General features: G+C 45.5%; 16 protein-coding genes. 13 read left to right on the top strand and 3 right to left on the bottom strand.

Features of this window, described 5'->3' with window-relative positions; translation table 11 throughout:
- The first annotated feature begins 73 nt into the window (after positions 1-73).
- Positions 74-1,612, top strand: a complete 1,539-nt coding sequence (locus ACYVE4_RS00705; protein WP_460994852.1) for a glycosyltransferase family protein — start codon at positions 74-76, stop codon at positions 1,610-1,612.
- Positions 1,609-1,896, top strand: a complete 288-nt coding sequence (locus ACYVE4_RS00710) for a hypothetical protein (RefSeq protein WP_460994853.1) — start codon at positions 1,609-1,611, stop codon at positions 1,894-1,896. Before ACYVE4_RS00705 ends, ACYVE4_RS00710 begins: the two co-directional genes overlap by 4 nt.
- A 168-nt stretch (positions 1,897-2,064) precedes the next feature.
- On the opposite strand, the gene ACYVE4_RS00715 is transcribed toward ACYVE4_RS00710, so the two are convergent.
- Positions 2,065-2,550: a group II truncated hemoglobin gene (locus tag ACYVE4_RS00715; protein WP_460994854.1), complete on the bottom strand. Its 486-nt coding sequence runs from the start codon at positions 2,548-2,550 to the stop codon at positions 2,065-2,067.
- 94 nt (positions 2,551-2,644) lie between these two features.
- The gene (gene ald / locus ACYVE4_RS00720; protein WP_460994855.1) at positions 2,645-3,778 is read right to left on the bottom strand and encodes an alanine dehydrogenase; all 1,134 of its coding nucleotides are present in this window, start codon (positions 3,776-3,778) and stop codon (positions 2,645-2,647) included.
- Between the two features lie 175 nt (positions 3,779-3,953).
- Between ald and ACYVE4_RS00725 the strand changes: the two genes are divergently transcribed.
- The 11 genes from ACYVE4_RS00725 to ACYVE4_RS00775 all read left to right on the top strand — a co-directional run bounded on the left by ACYVE4_RS00725 (position 3,954) and on the right by ACYVE4_RS00775 (position 16,385).
- Positions 3,954-4,415, top strand: coding sequence for an Lrp/AsnC family transcriptional regulator (locus tag ACYVE4_RS00725; protein ID WP_460994856.1), 462 nt, complete (start codon positions 3,954-3,956; stop codon positions 4,413-4,415).
- Between the two features lie 197 nt (positions 4,416-4,612).
- Positions 4,613-5,335 carry a DsbA family oxidoreductase gene (locus tag ACYVE4_RS00730; protein WP_460994857.1) on the top strand — a complete coding sequence of 241 codons (723 nt, stop codon included), beginning with the start codon at positions 4,613-4,615 and terminating at the stop codon, positions 5,333-5,335.
- Positions 5,336-5,455: 120 nt separating this feature from the next.
- Positions 5,456-6,187, top strand: a complete 732-nt coding sequence (locus ACYVE4_RS00735; RefSeq protein ID WP_460994858.1) for a class I SAM-dependent methyltransferase — start codon at positions 5,456-5,458, stop codon at positions 6,185-6,187.
- A 102-nt stretch (positions 6,188-6,289) separates the two neighbouring features.
- Complete coding sequence (locus ACYVE4_RS00740; protein ID WP_460994859.1) at positions 6,290-7,261, top strand: Kelch repeat-containing protein; 972 nt, start codon at positions 6,290-6,292, stop codon at positions 7,259-7,261.
- 23 nt (positions 7,262-7,284) lie between these two features.
- Complete coding sequence (locus ACYVE4_RS00745) at positions 7,285-8,184, top strand: 3-keto-disaccharide hydrolase (RefSeq protein WP_460994860.1); 900 nt, start codon at positions 7,285-7,287, stop codon at positions 8,182-8,184.
- Positions 8,185-8,191: 7 nt separating this feature from the next.
- Positions 8,192-9,349 (top strand): DUF1624 domain-containing protein, encoded by a 1,158-nt coding sequence (locus ACYVE4_RS00750; RefSeq protein ID WP_460995135.1) that lies wholly within the window; start codon positions 8,192-8,194, stop codon positions 9,347-9,349.
- Positions 9,350-9,435: 86 nt separating this feature from the next.
- Positions 9,436-10,191, top strand: coding sequence for an SDR family NAD(P)-dependent oxidoreductase (locus ACYVE4_RS00755; RefSeq protein ID WP_460994861.1), 756 nt, complete (start codon positions 9,436-9,438; stop codon positions 10,189-10,191).
- A 148-nt stretch (positions 10,192-10,339) separates the two neighbouring features.
- On the top strand, positions 10,340-11,530 hold the full coding sequence (locus tag ACYVE4_RS00760) for a sensor histidine kinase (protein ID WP_460994862.1): 1,191 nt from the start codon (positions 10,340-10,342) through the stop codon (positions 11,528-11,530).
- A 54-nt stretch (positions 11,531-11,584) separates the two neighbouring features.
- On the top strand, positions 11,585-12,358 hold the full coding sequence (locus ACYVE4_RS00765) for a LytR/AlgR family response regulator transcription factor (protein WP_460994863.1): 774 nt from the start codon (positions 11,585-11,587) through the stop codon (positions 12,356-12,358).
- Between the two features lie 62 nt (positions 12,359-12,420).
- Positions 12,421-15,414, top strand: coding sequence for a ligand-binding sensor domain-containing protein (locus ACYVE4_RS00770; protein ID WP_460994864.1), 2,994 nt, complete (start codon positions 12,421-12,423; stop codon positions 15,412-15,414).
- 44 nt (positions 15,415-15,458) lie between these two features.
- Positions 15,459-16,385, top strand: a complete 927-nt coding sequence (locus ACYVE4_RS00775) for an RluA family pseudouridine synthase (protein ID WP_460994865.1) — start codon at positions 15,459-15,461, stop codon at positions 16,383-16,385.
- A gap of 38 nt (positions 16,386-16,423) precedes the next feature.
- Here the strand turns inward: ACYVE4_RS00775 and ACYVE4_RS00780 are convergent, their stop codons facing one another.
- Positions 16,424-17,107 carry a glycosyltransferase family 2 protein gene (locus ACYVE4_RS00780; protein WP_460994866.1) on the bottom strand — a complete coding sequence of 228 codons (684 nt, stop codon included), beginning with the start codon at positions 17,105-17,107 and terminating at the stop codon, positions 16,424-16,426.
- Positions 17,108-17,133 lie beyond the last annotated feature (26 nt).

The raw sequence follows: 17,133 nt of genomic DNA on the forward strand, positions 1-17,133 counted from the left end.
CGCAAATATTTCTTTATGTTTGCCCTGTTTGGCGAGTGATCCCTAACCTGACGGATCCTCGTTTCCATTCCCTATGCGATCAAAATGGATTGTTCCGGTAGCTGTCAGTAGCTTCCTGTTGCTCTTATTATTCTGCTTCAAAGTCATTCGTTTTCAGGCGTTGTACTACACATACAACGATATGTACATTTTCTTACAGGCGTCTTATAGCTGGATGGATGGACGGCCGCTACTCTACGAAAATATCTGGGGCTACGACGACCGAATCCATAATAATTATATCATGTTGCTTTTGGGGCCGCTTATTTATGTAGGTGGTGCCTATGGAGCTTTCATCGTTCAAATAAGTTTATTATTACTGAGCTACGGTTTTTTGCTCCGGCACTTGAGCCGGCAGATGGTATCCTGGATGGTGTGGGTATTATTAGCCGTCTTGTTAATGGGGCCAGTCTGGTTTTGGCTGATGGATCACCCGAACATCGGATGGCATCCTGAATTGATGTATTTCCCGCTTTCGTTATTGCTTCTTGTTGCGTTGCGTCGATACCATACCGGCTGGTTTTTAGTAACGGCTTCGTTAATTGTATTGGTTAAGGAAGACGGTGCATTGCTGGTAGGGGTTATTCATCTGGCATTTCTATGTATTCAGTACCTGGTTGCCAATCCGAAGCGATCTATTCTAGGTATTCTGACTAAGGCCAATTTTTGGATTGCTGCGGGTAGCTGGGCCGCTGTATTTATCGCCGGTATGGCATTTTTGTCGTTTAAAAACCATGCCGTAGAGCCTGAACCCCGATTGCAACAGGCACTTCATGCCATCGGCAAGGGGCTGCATTCACGGGAGTTTATCCGGATAAATTTACTCCTATTGATAAAAACAGCACTCCTCTTATTACCATCCATTGGCTTATTGTTATATGGATTATACAGGGTGAACTGGCGACACGCTGGCAGTGTATTTCTCATTTATGGTGTTGCTCAACTGGCGTTATTATTATCAAACTGGGTGCAGGGAGCAACCTACTACGGTGTCAATGCGCTTTTTGATCTGGTATCGTTGACATGGCCTCCGCGATTTATACTGATGTATGCCTTCTCGGTCGTTTATGTACTTCTGATCTGGCTTTCGTTTAAAATCAGCGAAGCACAAGTCGAACGTCGACAGTTAGTCGTGATCGGGTTATTCTTAGTATTGATCCAATTGCCCATTGTTCAATATGCCCGGCCTGATTTTCGACTTTACTCAATTGTGCGCGGCCTTGTTCGGCACCAATACGACCCAGATAAAGAACCATTATTGCCCGCAGCCGATGTGGCTGTTGTTGAAACATTAGCGAAAACGATTCCAGCGCATTCTAACGTATTTGTGTTCGATTACCTGATTCCGTTTTTTCACAAACATTATAATATTTGGCCAACCGAAAATCAATGGGAAGATGCTGATTTAGCTATAATTCCTAACAACGATTTTGCGAAACTTGGCGAACGTTTGCCCCGCGTGATGAAACAACCTTACCGGCCTATTCGGTTATCGACCTATACGATTTTTACGACACCGGCTTATGAACCTTACGTAAAGGCAGCAGTAGCCGCTAAACCTGAATCAAAATGACACTGGATCAATTTACCGGCTCATTAACTCAGCCACAACCGCCAACCGGGCTGAATCCAATTCTTGAAGGGCTCTGGTATGATGCCAAAGGCGATTGGGAAAAGGCACATAATATTGCACAGAGTCGAGAAGGAACATCAACTTATGATCGACTACATGCTTATTTGCACCGTAAAGAAGGCGATCGTTTTAATGCTAATTATTGGTACAGACGTGCAGGCGTTTCGTTTTTTGATGGTTCGCTGGATGATGAATGGAACGTGCTTGTAAAGCAATACTTGTAAGAACTGGACGAAAAAAGAAACGACCTAATACTCTTCCAGTTTGATTATTTAATTCCGGTGTCTGTGTCCTCACAGACACTTTCCCGGATGTTGGATGTTGCTGACGCATAGGTGTCTGTGTCTTCACAGACACAGGAGATTTATCTAAAATGAGCTAGTGAGCTTAAGCTAGTCAGGTATATACGGTCCACCTGTTTCTCCCCAGCCCCATGTTGGCATTGGCGCATCTAAGGGTTCATTTACGGATTCTTCTTTTGAATTAATCATGGCTAGTCGCGAGCCCCATTCTAAATAACCGACTACCGCTGAGCGAAATTCTGGATCATCGGGCAGTCCGATTGAATCGGCGGTATCCAGAATTAGGTCAATCCATCGCTTGCGTTGCGCATTCGTTAGGTTTTTACCTAAATGTTTATGGATCATTTCATAATGGCTGCCTTCCTCGCGACTATAGGTAGTCGGACCTCGAAATACTTCGGCAATAAAATGCGCAACATGTCGGGAATGATCCGGTGACATTCCCCGAAACACAGGCTCCAGAATCGAATCCTGATGGACACGTTTGTAGAATAAATCAGTCCAGGCTTCAAACTTTTCCATGCCTCCTGCCCACTCATACAGGGTAGGAATTGTCTTTTGGGTGTGCGTTTCCATAATTCGATAAAGCGGTTATATCCTGTTGAAAGATAATAAAAAAGGCCACACTCCGTAAAGTGTGACCCCGTCTGTCGATGAATCAGTAATATTTTTATTGCGTAATTTCTTCTTCGGTAAGCACTTCGCTGACATCGGTTAGTGGCAGCCCGAATGCCTCGGCAACGCCTTTGTAAACTACTTTACCTTCCACTACATTCAGACCTAGTTTAAGGTCTGCATTGTCGCGACAGGCTTGCTGCCAGCCTTTATTAGCCAATTGAAGCGCATACGGCAGTGTTGCATTAGTCAAAGCAACGGTACTTGTGTAGGGGACAGCCCCAGGCATGTTTGCTACACAATAGTGGACTACGCCATCAATGATATAAGTTGGATTCTCATGCGTAGTAGGATGGCAAGTTTCAATGCATCCTCCCTGATCAACAGCTACGTCGACCAGCACCGTACCAGGACGCATCAGTTGAAGCATTTCGCGAGTGATAAGGTGAGGAGCTTTTGCACCTGGAATCAGAACCGCACCAACGATCAGATCACATACTTTAATCATCTCCCGAATGTTGTATTCGTTCGACATCATCGTCTGAACATTGGGAGGCATAATATCTGACAGATAACGTAGTCGTGGCAGGCTGACATCCATAATGGTCACATGAGCACCAAGACCCGCTGCCATTTTAGCGGCCTGCGTTCCAACGATACCACCACCTAAAATCAATACATTAGCTGGTTTTACACCCGGTACACCACCTAGGAGAATACCCCGACCTTTCATTGGTTTTTCGAGGTATTTCGCCCCTTCCTGAATCGCCATCCGACCCGCTACTTCCGACATCGGTACCAGTAAAGGCAGGCTACGGTCGGGCCGCTCAACGGTTTCGTAAGCTAAACAGATTGCCCCTTTAGCCAACATGGCCTGGGTCAATTCTTCCGACGAAGCGAAGTGGAAATAGGTGAACAGTAACTGGTTTTCCTTGATCAGATCGTATTCCGAGGAAATCGGCTCTTTAACCTTCATGATCATCTCAGCAATGCCATAAACGTCACCGATCGTGGGAAGCATGATCGCTCCGGCCGCAATGTATTCTTCGTCTTCAAAACCGCTGCCTTCACCTGCATTTACCTGTACGTAAACAACATGGCCGTGTTTTTTCAATTCAGTTACACCGGCAGGGGTTAAAGCAACCCGGTTCTCATTGTTCTTGATTTCCTTCGGAACACCAATGACCATCGTGTTAATAGCAAGTTTACTGTTACAACATTAACAACACAAAGGTAAAAGTCCCTGTAGGAGTTTTCTAGCTGTTTTTATTTTTTTGGGAAAATTGTCATATAATTATCATTTTAGTAGGAAATAGTTCTATAAACATGACAATTGAGTAAGTTGTCCCGTAAAAATTCCGCTTATGGATAGTATCGACGCAACGGATCGAAAAATTCTGGATTTATTACAAAAAGATGCTCATCTAACAATTCATGACATTGGTCGGCAGATTAATCTGTCGAAAACACCAGTACATGAACGGATCAAACGGCTCGAGCGGGAAGGCGTTATTGAGCGATATGTGACGCTGGTAGACAAGAAAAAGCTAGGGCACCTTTTTATGGTTTATTGCCAGGTGACACTCGACCGACAAACCCGCGATTCATTCACCGCTTTTGAAGTTGATGTTCGTAAACTCCCGGAAGTATTGGAGTGCAATCGTGTGTCGGGTACGTTCGATTATCTGCTGAAAATCGTCAGTCGGGACATGGATACTTACAACCATTTCTATCAGGAAAAACTATCTGTTATTCCAGGAACGCTCCATATCAGCAGCTTTTTTGTTATGTCCGAAATAAAAAATTCGACCGTAATACCAGTTTGATTGCTTGATCTTCAAACACTTTTTTGTCATTCTGACTGCAAGGAAGAATTTTAAACTATTCTTATTTGAGTGTTAGGAAAGCTTGAGATTCTTCCTTGCAATCGGAATGACAAAAAACGCCGTAATGTCGATTTTACGGAATTCGGAAGGAATTGAGCAAAATTGGTGTTGAAGTCTTGTACCAGAATACAATCGCTATGGAAGTCGAAATTTGGAGTGATGTCATGTGCCCGTTCTGCTACATTGGCAAGCGGAAATTTGAAGAAGGATTAGCGCAGTTTGCGCATAAAAACGACGTAAAAGTTACCTGGAAAAGTTTTCAGCTCAATCCGGCGATGAAAACGGAACCCGGAAAAAATATTAATCAATACCTGGCCGAGGTGAAAGGATGGAGTCTGGATCAGGCGCAACAAATGAACGATCGGGTAACGGCTATGGCCCGCGAAGTTGGTCTGGATTATCATTTCGATCAGGCCGTTGTTGCGAATTCTTGGGATGCGCACCGATTCGTTCAATTAGCTAAAAGCCATGGCTTAGGCGATGCCGCCGAAGAACGCCTGTTTCGCGCCTATTTCACCGAAGGAAAAAATACAGCAGACCATACAACTTTAGTTGAGTTAGGAACCGACATTGGTCTGGAAGCTTCCGAAGTGAAACAGGTGCTGGCATCGGATGCATATACAACGGAAGTAAGACAGGATCTCTATGAGGCTCAGCAACTGGGTATCCGTGGTGTTCCTTTTTTTGTACTTAACCGGCGTTACGCAGTCTCGGGAGCGCAACCTTCCGAAACATTTCAAGGCGCTCTTGAAACGGCCTGGGCAGAATGGAATCAACAACATAGCTCAATTGCCCAACTTGCCAATGACGAGGCAACCTGTACTCCCGAAGAAGGGTGTGTACTGCCGGAAAGTAAATGAGCTATAGGGTGAAGAACGAGTTCTGGTTTGTGGCCGGAACTCGTTTTTGTTTATAAAAGTAATGGCAGAGTAAACCACTCTGGATTAAAACAGAGAGTTTGGGCCAATCAAGTCTAGTGTATGCCAGAAGAATCTTATCAAAAAGGCGATCAACACAATCAGAGGTTCAACGCTGAGCGCATCAACTCCTTTACCGACCCCGTAGCGGTAATCAATTATGCCCAGAATCCTCCAAGGTTATTACCCGGATTTGCTGACCTGCAACGGATGACAAGATTATTATTAGCCGAACGTGCTCCAGATAATGCCCGTATACTCGTCGTGGGAGCGGGTGGCGGATTGGAACTAAAAGTTTTTGCAGAAGCAAATCCAGACTGGCAATTCGATGGAGTTGATCCATCGGAGGAGATGCTGGATTTGGCCAGAGCTACACTAGGTCCCCTCATCGAGCAGGTACAACTCCATCAGGGCTATATTGAAACCGCACCAGAGGGGCCTTTTGATGCCGCAAGTTGCTTGCTGACACTGCACTTTCTCAGTCGGGAAGAACGCCGTCAAACCCTGCTTGACGTTCATCGTCGTTTAAAGCCAGGCGCTCCCTTTGTTATGGCGCATCTAAGCTTTCCCCAAAGCGAACCCGACCGAACCCTTTGGTTATCCCGTTATGTCAGCTTTGCGACGAGTAGCGGTATCGACTCAAAGGCCGCACAGAAAGCAAGCGATGCCATACGTGAACGCTTGCCACTATTTTCTCCAGAGGAAGATGAAGTTATCTTATACGAGACGGGATTTTCGTCGGTCAGCTTATTCTATACGGGTTTCTGTTTCCGGGGTTGGGTAGCATATCGATGATACTTCCCCTCATTTCAACAGGATTGGAAAATAGCCGATATCTTTATCAGTAGGAACCGTCAACTTTGCGGTTTACCAATCAGGCTCAATTATCTCTTTTTTATGCGCATAAATATCCATTCGTTAGTCTGTTTAGGGCTGATGGGAAGTGCTTTTGCGGCTCAGGCCCAAACCTGGGAACCCGTGACGACCCAAAATAGCTGCTCTGCTCGTCACGAAAATGCGGCTACTCTCATTAGCGATAGCCTATATGCTGTTGGTGGCCGTGGAATGAAACCCCTGGAGGCCCTCAATCTGAAAACGCTGGTTTGGAAAACGTTGCCCACACCACCGCTCGAAATGAATCATTTCCAGGCGATTACCTACCATGGCGAACTGTATGTAATGGGCGCTTTTCAGGGAAAATACCCGCATGAAACGCCCATTCCGAACATTTATATTTATAATCCGAAACAAGCTGCCTGGCGGATGGGCCCAGAAATTCCGAAAGATCGGTTACGAGGTTCGGCTGGCGTGGTCGTGTATAATGACAAGATTTATATGGCCTGTGGCATCATCGACGGCCATTACGATGGGCATGTTGCCTGGCTCGACGAATACGATCCAAAAACCAATAGCTGGAAAAAATTACCGGATGCCCCACGTACCCGCGATCATATCAGTGCGGCTATTGTCGGCGATAAACTCTATCTAGCCGGTGGCCGTAACTCGACAGCTCGGATCAATAAAGTGCTGGAAACAACCATTGCCGAAGTTGATGTTTATGATTTTAAAACAGGTAGTTGGGCAACGCTGCCTGCTACTTCGAATATACCAACCCAACGAGCGGGTGCCACTGCTGTAACACAGGGCGGCAAAGTCTGGATTATTGGGGGCGAAACCGTGCAGTTGTTAGCGCATAACGAAGCCGAAGCCTTAGATCCTAAAACCAATAAATGGACAACCGGATCGAAGATGAAGCAAGGTCGGCACGGTACGCAGGCGGTGGTATATCAGGGAAAAATCTACATTGTAGCTGGCTCGGCAAATCATGGTGGTGGTCCAGAACTGAATACGGTCGAAGTAATGAAATAGAAAGCTTTACACCTGAAATCTGCATGAAAAAATTCATACATACGCTCGTCTTACTATTAGCAATAACTCCTGTTTTACTGGCTCAGAAAAAGGGTTCTCAGGAAGAATGGGTGAAGATTTTCAATGGAAAAGATCTGACTGGCTGGGATATTAAGATTGCCGGACTGCCACTGAATGATAATTACAAAAATACGTTCCGTGTTGAGAATGGAATCTTCCGGATCGCCTACGATCAGTATAAAAACTTCGATGGAAAATACGGCCATATTTATTATAAAAAGCCTTATTCTTATTATCGGGTGCGATTTGCCTACCGGTTTTTAGGAAATCAAACGCCCGGTGGCGATTCCTGGAATGTACGGAATAGCGGGATTATGCTTCATTCGCAGTCGGCGGCAAGTGTGTCGATGGGACAAACTTTTCCGGTTTCGCTGGAGATGCAATTACTGGGTGGGTTGGGTAAAGGCGAACGCCATACGGGTAATTTATGCACCCCCGGCACGCAGGTTTATATGCAAGGAAAACTCCGCCCCGAACATTGTACTGATTCCGACTCAAAAACCTACGATGGCGACCGCTGGGTAAAGGCCGAAGCCATTGTGTTAGGTGATTCAATTGTGCATCAGATCATTGAAGGCGATACAGTCTTAACCTATGAACGACCTGAAGTAGGAGGAGGATTTGTCAGTAAAGACCATGACTGGAATACGGCTCATTTTAGCGAGGAGGCTGGTAAATACTGGATGGGGCGGGCAAATACACCGCTTAAAGAAGGTTACATTGCTCTACAGGCCGAAAGCCACGCGATTGATTTTCGCGATATAGAAGTTCTTGACTTAAAAGGCTGTACCGATCCGAAAGCCTTGAATTACAAGTCGTACTATGTCAAATCAGACAATACGCAGTGTCGGTATAAAAAGTAAGAAACTAATGAAGCGAGTAGCGGCTATTGATATGACGCGGGGTCTGGTCATGGTGATCATGGCTTTGGATCACGTTCGGGATTTACTTCATATTTCCGCCCTGACACAAAATCCGACCGACTTAACGACCACAACGCCCGGTATTTTCATGACTCGATGGATCACGCATTTGTGTGCACCCACGTTTGTCTTTCTATCGGGGACGTCAGCTTATTTGTCGCTTCGTAGACGTAATACGGCCGAAAGTCGACGGTTTTTAAGGAAGCGTGGTTTGGTGCTGATCCTGCTCGAATTAACCATAATCAACTTTGCTTTCTGGTTCGATATTCACTTTCAATCCTTGATGCTACAAGTGATTTATGCGATTGGCGGTGGGTTAATTCTACTATCACTTCTGGCAAAATTACCGGTGCGGTGGGTAGGTATTATCGGCTTCGTCATTGTATTTGGACATAATCTGTTGCAGGCAGTACCTACGTTTGTGAATCCTGCCGCGCGGCTGGCGTGGGCGTTGTTTTTTCGAACGGATTTCTTCCCGATTAGCCCCCGATTTTCCTTATTAGTAGCGTATCCGATAATTCCCTGGCTGGGGCTTATGTTGGTTGGTTTTGCCTTTGGGCAGTTGATGGAACGACCGATTGCCTGGCGAAAATCGATGACGTTGCGGATTGGATTAGGGGCAATAATCTTGTTTATACTGCTTCGTTTCCTCAATTTCTATGGTGATCCGGCTCCCTGGTCACCGCAAAAAGATGGCCTATTTACCTTCTTTTCGTTCATGAACGTCACCAAATATCCACCATCGCTTCTGTATGATTTGGTAACCATTGGTATTACAATCACATTTCTCGCAATCGTAGATGGAAGTAATACTGCATTCACTCGCTGGATGTCAGTGTATGGGAAGGTGCCCATGTTCTATTATATTCTACATTGGTATCTTGTCCATCTTTCCATGATAGGAATGTCGTTATTGCAGGGCTACTCGCTGTCCGATTTGCCTTCGGGGCCAATGAACTTTGGTCGACCAGAAGGAGCGGGAATTTCGCTTTGGGGCATTTACGGCGTTTGGCTAGGTTTAGTACTACTCTTATATCCACTTTGTCAATGGTATGGCCGCTATAAAGCCGATCATCCTGAAAATACGCTGTTGCGGTACATCTGAGCCTATTTCTTTTGTGTAGTTGAGAGTATTTTCGAGTTGAATTCGCTTTTTCACCCTAATTTATCACCTACAAAATCGCTTCGATCATGTCAGATCGGTTTGCAAATCGGGTAGCCATTGTTACGGGTGGTGCCGACGGAATTGGGAAAGGCATCGCTAAACGACTGGCTTCAGAAGGAGCCAGAGTCGTTTTATTCGATATCAATCATGTATCGCTCGAGCGAACAATCGCTGAATTCACGAAGCAACGATACGCTGTAACAGGCCATATTGTCGATGTATCGCAGGAGAGCTTGGTCGAAAAAGCAGTTCAGGCTACCGAAGAAGCATTCGGCCGGCTCGATATTATGGTCAATTCGGCGGGGATTGTTGGGCCAACAAGCACTAAAATCACTGATTATTCAGCCGCCGATTACGACCGCGTATACCACACCAATCTGCGGGGCGCTTTTTTGATGACGAAATTTGCGCTGAAAGCCATGGAAAAAGCGAATTATGGGCGTATTCTTCATCTGGCGTCTATCGCTGGAAAAGAAGGAAATCCCTTTATGACAGGCTATTCCTCCATGAAAGCGGGTGTTATTGGTCTGGTAAAAGGCATTGGAAAAGAATACGCTGAAACCGGAATTACCGTCAATGGTATTGCCCCGGCGGTGATCAAGACGGCGTTAAATAATGACACCGACCCGGAACAACTGGCCTACATGGCGGCTAAAATTCCTATGAAACGATTGGGTACAGTCGATGAAGTGGCTGCGTTAGCCGCCTGGATCGTGTCGGAAGAAGCTAGTTTTACTACAGGATTTATTTATGATTTATCGGGCGGTCGGGCTACGTACTAGTCTGAGAACCCCAGCCTGCCGATGGAGTAATACAGGTCTACTCATAGAGCTAATTAGGGCACTCGCGCTCCCGAAACCGGCATTCCGCCGGTTTCTTTTTTATAGGCTGTTAAGAATAAGTAGCTTTGTTTATAAACCACTGATAACTATGTCTTATCGTATGACGGCTGCGCAAAAATGGCAACTTGCCCTGAGCGTATTCGTTATTTACTGGCCTATTCGATTATACGTCAACGGAGCGACCTTTGACTGGTTGTTCATGGCGCACAACATTCCATTCTGGGTCTTTGAAATTCTGCTGATTATCCTGTTTTTATTTGCCTGGATAACCGTCATGGAATGGTTGCAACAGCGGTTTGTCAATTGGTTTGGCGAAGGGTTTTTTATTGAGTTTCGAATTCCTGCTCAAGTTGCTACCTTGCTCATCGCCAGTTCATTAGCTGTTGTATTTAATATAGGTTTTTCAATGTTATGGCGGGGGTTAGACGATGTTCTTGAGAAACAGTTTGGCTTTTATCGGGAACAGGAAACGCGTCAGCCGCGTCCGCAGATGCCAAAGCGGTCACCCGAAGAACGCCAACGAGCCCGCGATCAACGACGACGGGTTAACAATGGCCTTACGGTAATGGCTATGCTTGCCACCTTTTACCTGGCCGCCAACCGACGAGCAAATCGAAGACTGGAAGATGTACAGGTGCGGGCTGAACGATTGGAAAAAGAAAACGTACAGGCTCAGTTTGCCGCTCTGAAGAGTCAGGTTAATCCTCACTTTTTGTTCAATAGCCTGAGTATTCTGTCGTCGCTGGTACATGCCGATGCGGATCTGTCCGAGAAATTCATCGACCAGTTATCGCGTGCGTACCGGTACATTCTGGAGCAGAAAGACAACGAAAAGGTATTACTGAAAACCGAACTGGAGTTTATTCAGGCATATCGGTTCCTACTGAATATTCGATTTGAGAACAAATTCGACGTTCTGATTGAAGTACCCGAATCGGCGCAGGGACGGTATACGATTGCCCCCCTTACCTTGCAATTGCTAGTCGAAAATGCGGTGAAACACAACCGGATGTCGGCTAAAGAGCCATTGCGGGTGCATATCCAGATAGACGAGGATTGCCTGGTTGTACGGAACAACCTGCAAACGCGCCCGAAGTCTGAAAATTCGACGGGTGTTGGGTTAGAAAATATCATTACCCGATATGCACTCCTTACCGAACAACCGGTTTGGGTAGGAGAGAGCGATGGTGATTTTGTCGTAAAAATTCCATTATTGCTTAATGAGCGAATTAGTGAAGCCGTGAATGACCGAGCTGGCGCATCAGCGAATAAGTCGTAGAGCGCTCATCTTCTTAATGCACAATCACTAATTTCCTCATTCACTCATTGACAAATGAATGTAGTAATTATTGAAGACGAAAGCCTGACAGCCAAACGGCTCGAAAGCCTACTCCACAAGTACGATCCAGCGATTACTGTGCTGGCTCGAATTCCATCCGTAGCAGAAGCTGTAGAATGGTTCGGCGAGTCGCACCCGCCCGTCGAATTGGTATTCATGGACATTCACCTCGAAGATGATCTGGGTTTCCGCATTTTCGAGCAAACGTCACTGACCGTTCCCGTTATTTTCACAACGGCTTACGATGAATACATGATTCAGGCGTTTAAGGTCAATAGCATTGATTACCTGCTCAAACCGATCAACTACGATGAATTGGTTGCTGCCATTGAAAAGTTCAAAGCGCTCAAGAAACAATTCGGCCAAACGAGTTCGATTCCTGACATTGAAGCGTTACTGAGTTTGATTGGTAAAGCGCAGCAAACCGACTATAAAGATCGGTTTATGATTACGGTCGGTACTAAAATTAGGAGCATCGAAACGTCTGATATTGCCTATTTCTTTCTGGAGGAAAAAGTCGTTTTTCTGGTAACAAAAGACGGCCTGACGTTGCCCGTCGACTACAGCTTAGACAAATTGACTCAGCTACTCAACCCGCGTCAATTTTTCCGAATCAGCCGTCAGTTTCTGGTTTCATTACACGCAATTCAGACTATTCATACATTCTCCGCCGGGAAACTTAAACTCGATTTACTTCCCAAAACCAAACAGGAAGTTTTCGTTAGTGGCGACCGAATGACTGAGTTTAAAGAGTGGTTAGGAAAGTAACTGGTTGTTGATTTTCTTGTCGGAAAGATCGTTTTTTGTAGGCCAATTTTGCAAAATTGTTCATGAACGAACAGGATAAGCAACGACCTACTAAACAGCATAGTATAGGCCGGCTGCTTCTACGAATCCTACTACTTAGTTGCATAATAGTAGTCACTGATCTCAGTGCAGAAGCCCAACCGTTTCTTTGTCGGCAGTTTTCGGCCAATGATGGTCTTCCATCTTCGTATTGTTTTACTCCGTTTCAGGATCGGGATGGTTATTTATGGGTAGGTACCTATGGGGGAGTAGGACGGTTTGACGGGACCTCTTTCAAAAACTTCACGGTAAATAATGGACTGATTAACAATCAGGCGCTTACCTTTTGTCAGGATAAAGATGGAAATGTCTGGATAGGTACATTCAACGGGATCAGTATCTGGGAACAGGGGCATTTTAAAAACATAACTACCGTCGATAATAAGCCTATCGAGCGCGTTTTTCAGATTATTCAAACTCGAGATGGACGAATCTGGGCGGCCTGCGAACAGGGATTAGTCGTGTTTGAGAATGCTCAGGCTAAACCCAAACGTTTTCAACTCGATACACAGAATCAGTCCGTTACGCATCTGTGGGGTATTTGTGAACTTCCGTCAGGACAGTTGCTGGTTAGCAATACCTACCACCTTTTTCTATTCGATAAAAACCGATTTGCTGAAGTAACGTATACCAATGGTACGCCCGTTGAAGCGCGTAGTATTAGCTCGGTTAATAATCGGATTTTGATTGGTACGTACGAACAGGGCGTAGTGGAGTACTCATCCGGTAAAGTTCAGCCCGTCTATACGTCGATACTGCCTGACAAACTGCGCGTTTTCGGCATACTCGCCGACAATCGACAACGAGTATGGCTGGCTACCAATCAGGGAGCTATTTGTATTGACAATAACAAAGCCACAATCCTGAATACAAAAAACTGCCTACCCAGCGATAAGTGTTTGGGAATTTGCAAAGATTCTGAAGGCTCGATCTGGTTGACATCGCCCGAAGGAATCATCCAATGCAAAGAGCGCTACATCGATGTATTTACCAAAGCGAATGGGCTATTGAACGACGAAATTTATTCGCTGGGTCAGGATCGGGCTGGTGTCATTTATTTTGGTGGTAGCAATGGCCCTCTTTCAGCGTATAAGCAAGGTAAATTCTTTCAGCCTTTTCCCGCATTCACCGTAACCAATGAGAGTGGACTGCCCGTTCATTTTACCCGGTTTGACCAGTTCGGTAATTTGTGGCTTTCCTGTGACGTGAGAGGTTTGTTTAAGACAAATTCGGGTCGATTAGAACGAGTACTGACGGATCGGAAGTCTCTTACATCATTTCTTGAAGATCGCCAGCATAATCGTATTTGGACGGCAACGCAAGGATTCGTGTTTCGGTATGAAAAAGGTCAATGGACAACTTTTCCAGCACCATCTTCGATGGGAGTTGATGACATTTTGGCACTCTACCGGGATGGACAGGAGCGCATCTGGATCGGTACGTACGGGCTGCGACTTTTCGACGGAAAAACCTGGATCGACATTTCTAAAAAAACGAATACTGAAAAGGTATTTATTCAATCGATCAAAACGGATAAAGAAGGGAATATTTGGGTCGGAACCATTGGCAAGGGCATTCGTAAAATTTGCCTAAACAACCAGGGGAACATTGCTTCAGTCGAAACCATTACGATCCGGCAGGGACTTCAGAACGACAGTGTTCTGGACATTGAATTTGACGATCAGGGGCAACTTTGGGTAGGTTCGTTCGGCGGTATTTTACGACTGGACCTGAACCGACCGAAAGTGAAAGGTCAATACATGTCCCGGGTTTTCAATGGAAACAGTGGGATATTGGATAATACCTGGCAGCAGGTTTCTTTCTTAAAAGATCAGGCCGGGGATATATGGGCGGGCACTTCGAAAGGGGCTATGCGGTTCAACATTCGAAAGATTCCGACCAACTCGATTAAGCCACCCGTTCATATCGTTTCGGCGCAGTTGCTGCAAAATGCTAACGAGCCGTCTGATAGCAGCCGCTACATCGACGATAACGCTGAACTGCCCTACAATCACAATACGCTCAATTTCCTGTTTACAGGCATTAGTTTAAGCGATCCGGTGGGTATTCGCTATACGTATAAGCTGGATGGAATTCCTGAGGCCACCTGGTCAGCCTTATCCAATCAACGTACCGTGAATTTTAGTAATTTACCGCCAAACACCTATACATTACGCGTAAAAGCCGTGAATGCTGATGGCATAGAAAGTGATCGGGAATCCGCATTTACGTTTACGATAAACCCACCTTTCTGGCAAACCTGGTGGTTTCGGACGATCCTTGCGTTCCTAATTGCCGGATCTATCGTCACCATAATTCAGTTCAGAATCCGGTTCTTAAATCAACAGCACAAAGCGGCACTACAGATCAGTGAATGGAAATTGAAAGCGCTTCAAAGTCAGATGAATCCGCATTTTCTGTTCAATTCGCTTAACTCCATTCAAAATTACATTATCACCAATCAGCCTATTGAAGGTGTCAAATACCTGTCGAAATTTTCCCGATTGATTCGCAAGATTCTGGATAATTCCAATTACCAGCAAATGAAACTGGAGCGAATTATGGAAACGTTGCAGATGTACGTCGAGCTGGAAGCGATGCGGTTTAATCATGAATTCAGTTACGAATTTATCATTGACGACGATGAGGTTCTGCACGACGCCCAGCTACCCCCTATGTTATTTCAGCCCTTTATCGAAAACGCGATCTGGCACGGGCTAATGCCCAAAAAAGGGGAGAAAAAGCTATTGATTCAGGTAAAAAAGCAAGATGAAAACCTACTTTGTATAATCGACGACAATGGTGTAGGTCGGCAAAATAGTCAGAAAAAAGAGGGCCACACCTCACGGGGAGAATCCATTACCAAACATACGTTTGATGCTTTCAACCAGCAAACAGGCAAAGAAGCAACCTTGACTATCGTTGACAAAAATGAACCTGAAACGGGTACTCGTGTCGAAATCAGAGTGCCGCTGTAAGCAGCCAGGTAAGTACTTCGATCTTTAAACCGTACCTTTGCCGGATGGAGCAGCCCGAAAAATCCGAAAAACCACGTCGGCAGCGCGGTCAGCGTGTCGATACGACTATTACTGTATCAGAATCGGCCGAATTAATGGCCTTTTTGATGGCCAAGTTGCCGCATAAGAATCGAAATAATATCAAGGCATTACTCCGTAACAAGCAGATTCTGGTTGATGGCCGAGTTTATACGCAATTCAATCATCCAGTACAACCGGGGCAGATCGTTACCGTGGCGGCTAACCGTGTACCTGAAACGGCGCAATACCGGGGCCTGACCATTCTCTATGAAGATCCGAGCATTATTGTCATTAATAAGCAGGCCGGGTTGCTCTCGATGGCTACAAACAAAGAGCAAAACCGCACGGCGTATGGAATTCTCAGTAGTTACGTCAAAAAGGTAAATCCAGGTAATAAAATCTTCATCATCCACCGACTCGACCGCGAAACGTCGGGCGTAATGATGTTCGCCAAAAGTGAGAAAGTCCAGCAACTGATGCAGGAATCCTGGAATGCTACCACCAAGCAACGAACATATATGGCTCTCGTAGAAGGCGTTCCTAATCCTCCTTCGGGTACTATTTCATCGTATCTCCGGGAGAGCAAAGCGTTGATCGTGTATTCAAGTCAAAATCCTGAAAACGGACAGTTCTCTATCACTAATTACAGGGTTGTAAAAGCGGCTAATGGTTATGCGTTGATAGCTCTGGAACTGGAAACTGGACGTAAAAACCAGATACGAGTACACATGCAGGATATTGGCCACCCGATTGTGGGTGACTCTAAATACGGGGCAGAAACCGACCCTATCGGGCGGTTAGGTTTGCATGCCGAAGTACTGGCGTTCGAGCACCCCATTACAGGCGAATCGATGCGTTTCGAAGCTCCTGTTCCCAAGAGTTTTCTGAGTGTGTTAAAAATCAGTCAATAGTCATGGGTCGTCGCTGACGTTCATTGGTTATCGACTACTTATTTCACGAATCGATATTTGAGCAGCACCCAAAGGGCCTCGATACCATCGAACCACGAAATCTTTTTGCCTTCAGCAATCGAACGTGGGTAATAACTAATGGGTAATTCTTTAATTTTTATTCCTCGCTTGGCAACTTTGGCCGTCACTTCTGGGCAGAATTCAAATCGAGTGCAATCGAGCGGAATAGAACGCAGGAAATTCGTTTCAAAAACTTTGTAGCAGGTTGGCTCGTCGGTTAGTCGTTGGCCATAAAGAATATTAGCCAGCAGTGTAACAATCTGACCGCCAATATAAAAGCTCATATAGGAGTGGCGGTTTTCTGGTTTCAGAAACCGGGAACCATATACGACTTTTTCTTTCCCCTCAACAATTGGTTTGACCAATTCCAGATAATCCTGGGGCTCATATTCCAGATCGGCATCCTGTACAATGGCGATGTCGCCTGTCATGTGCTGAATAGCGGTACGGATTGCCGCTCCTTTGCCCTGATTCTGCTCATGGAAAATAACCTTAACATTCGGCAGGGAGCGGTAGGTATCAAGTCGGGCGCGGGTTCCATCCGTTGACCCGTCATCGACAATAATAATTTCTTTCGTTAGAGGAACTGCCTGAACTTTTGCGAGTAATGAATCAATATTATTAATCTCGTTGTAAGCAGGAATCAAAACGGATAGCAGCATAAACGCAAAGATAAGCGAAAAGGGCT

It is taken from the genome of Spirosoma harenae (assembly GCF_054776975.1).

Bases quoted from the DNA above. Each gene is read 5' to 3' on its own strand.
- ACYVE4_RS00750 (WP_460995135.1), top strand. From the start codon at position 8,192: ATGAAGCGAGTAGCGGCTATTGATATGACGCGGGGTCTGGTCATGGTG.
- ACYVE4_RS00730 (WP_460994857.1), top strand. From the start codon at position 4,613: ATGGAAGTCGAAATTTGGAGTGATGTCATGTGCCCGTTCTGCTACATT.
- ACYVE4_RS00710 (WP_460994853.1), top strand. From the start codon at position 1,609: ATGACACTGGATCAATTTACCGGCTCATTAACTCAGCCACAACCGCCA.
- ACYVE4_RS00740 (WP_460994859.1), top strand. From the start codon at position 6,290: ATGCGCATAAATATCCATTCGTTAGTCTGTTTAGGGCTGATGGGAAGT.
- ACYVE4_RS00735 (WP_460994858.1), top strand. From the start codon at position 5,456: ATGCCAGAAGAATCTTATCAAAAAGGCGATCAACACAATCAGAGGTTC.
- ACYVE4_RS00760 (WP_460994862.1), top strand. From the start codon at position 10,340: ATGTCTTATCGTATGACGGCTGCGCAAAAATGGCAACTTGCCCTGAGC.
- ACYVE4_RS00770 (WP_460994864.1), top strand. From the start codon at position 12,421: ATGAACGAACAGGATAAGCAACGACCTACTAAACAGCATAGTATAGGC.
- ald (WP_460994855.1), bottom strand. From the start codon at position 3,778: ATGGTCATTGGTGTTCCGAAGGAAATCAAGAACAATGAGAACCGGGTT.
- ACYVE4_RS00725 (WP_460994856.1), top strand. From the start codon at position 3,954: ATGGATAGTATCGACGCAACGGATCGAAAAATTCTGGATTTATTACAA.
- ACYVE4_RS00715 (WP_460994854.1), bottom strand. From the start codon at position 2,550: ATGGAAACGCACACCCAAAAGACAATTCCTACCCTGTATGAGTGGGCA.
- ACYVE4_RS00705 (WP_460994852.1), top strand. From the start codon at position 74: ATGCGATCAAAATGGATTGTTCCGGTAGCTGTCAGTAGCTTCCTGTTG.
- ACYVE4_RS00755 (WP_460994861.1), top strand. From the start codon at position 9,436: ATGTCAGATCGGTTTGCAAATCGGGTAGCCATTGTTACGGGTGGTGCC.
- ACYVE4_RS00745 (WP_460994860.1), top strand. From the start codon at position 7,285: ATGAAAAAATTCATACATACGCTCGTCTTACTATTAGCAATAACTCCT.
- ACYVE4_RS00775 (WP_460994865.1), top strand. From the start codon at position 15,459: ATGGAGCAGCCCGAAAAATCCGAAAAACCACGTCGGCAGCGCGGTCAG.
- ACYVE4_RS00765 (WP_460994863.1), top strand. From the start codon at position 11,585: ATGAATGTAGTAATTATTGAAGACGAAAGCCTGACAGCCAAACGGCTC.
- ACYVE4_RS00780 (WP_460994866.1), bottom strand. From the start codon at position 17,107: ATGCTGCTATCCGTTTTGATTCCTGCTTACAACGAGATTAATAATATT.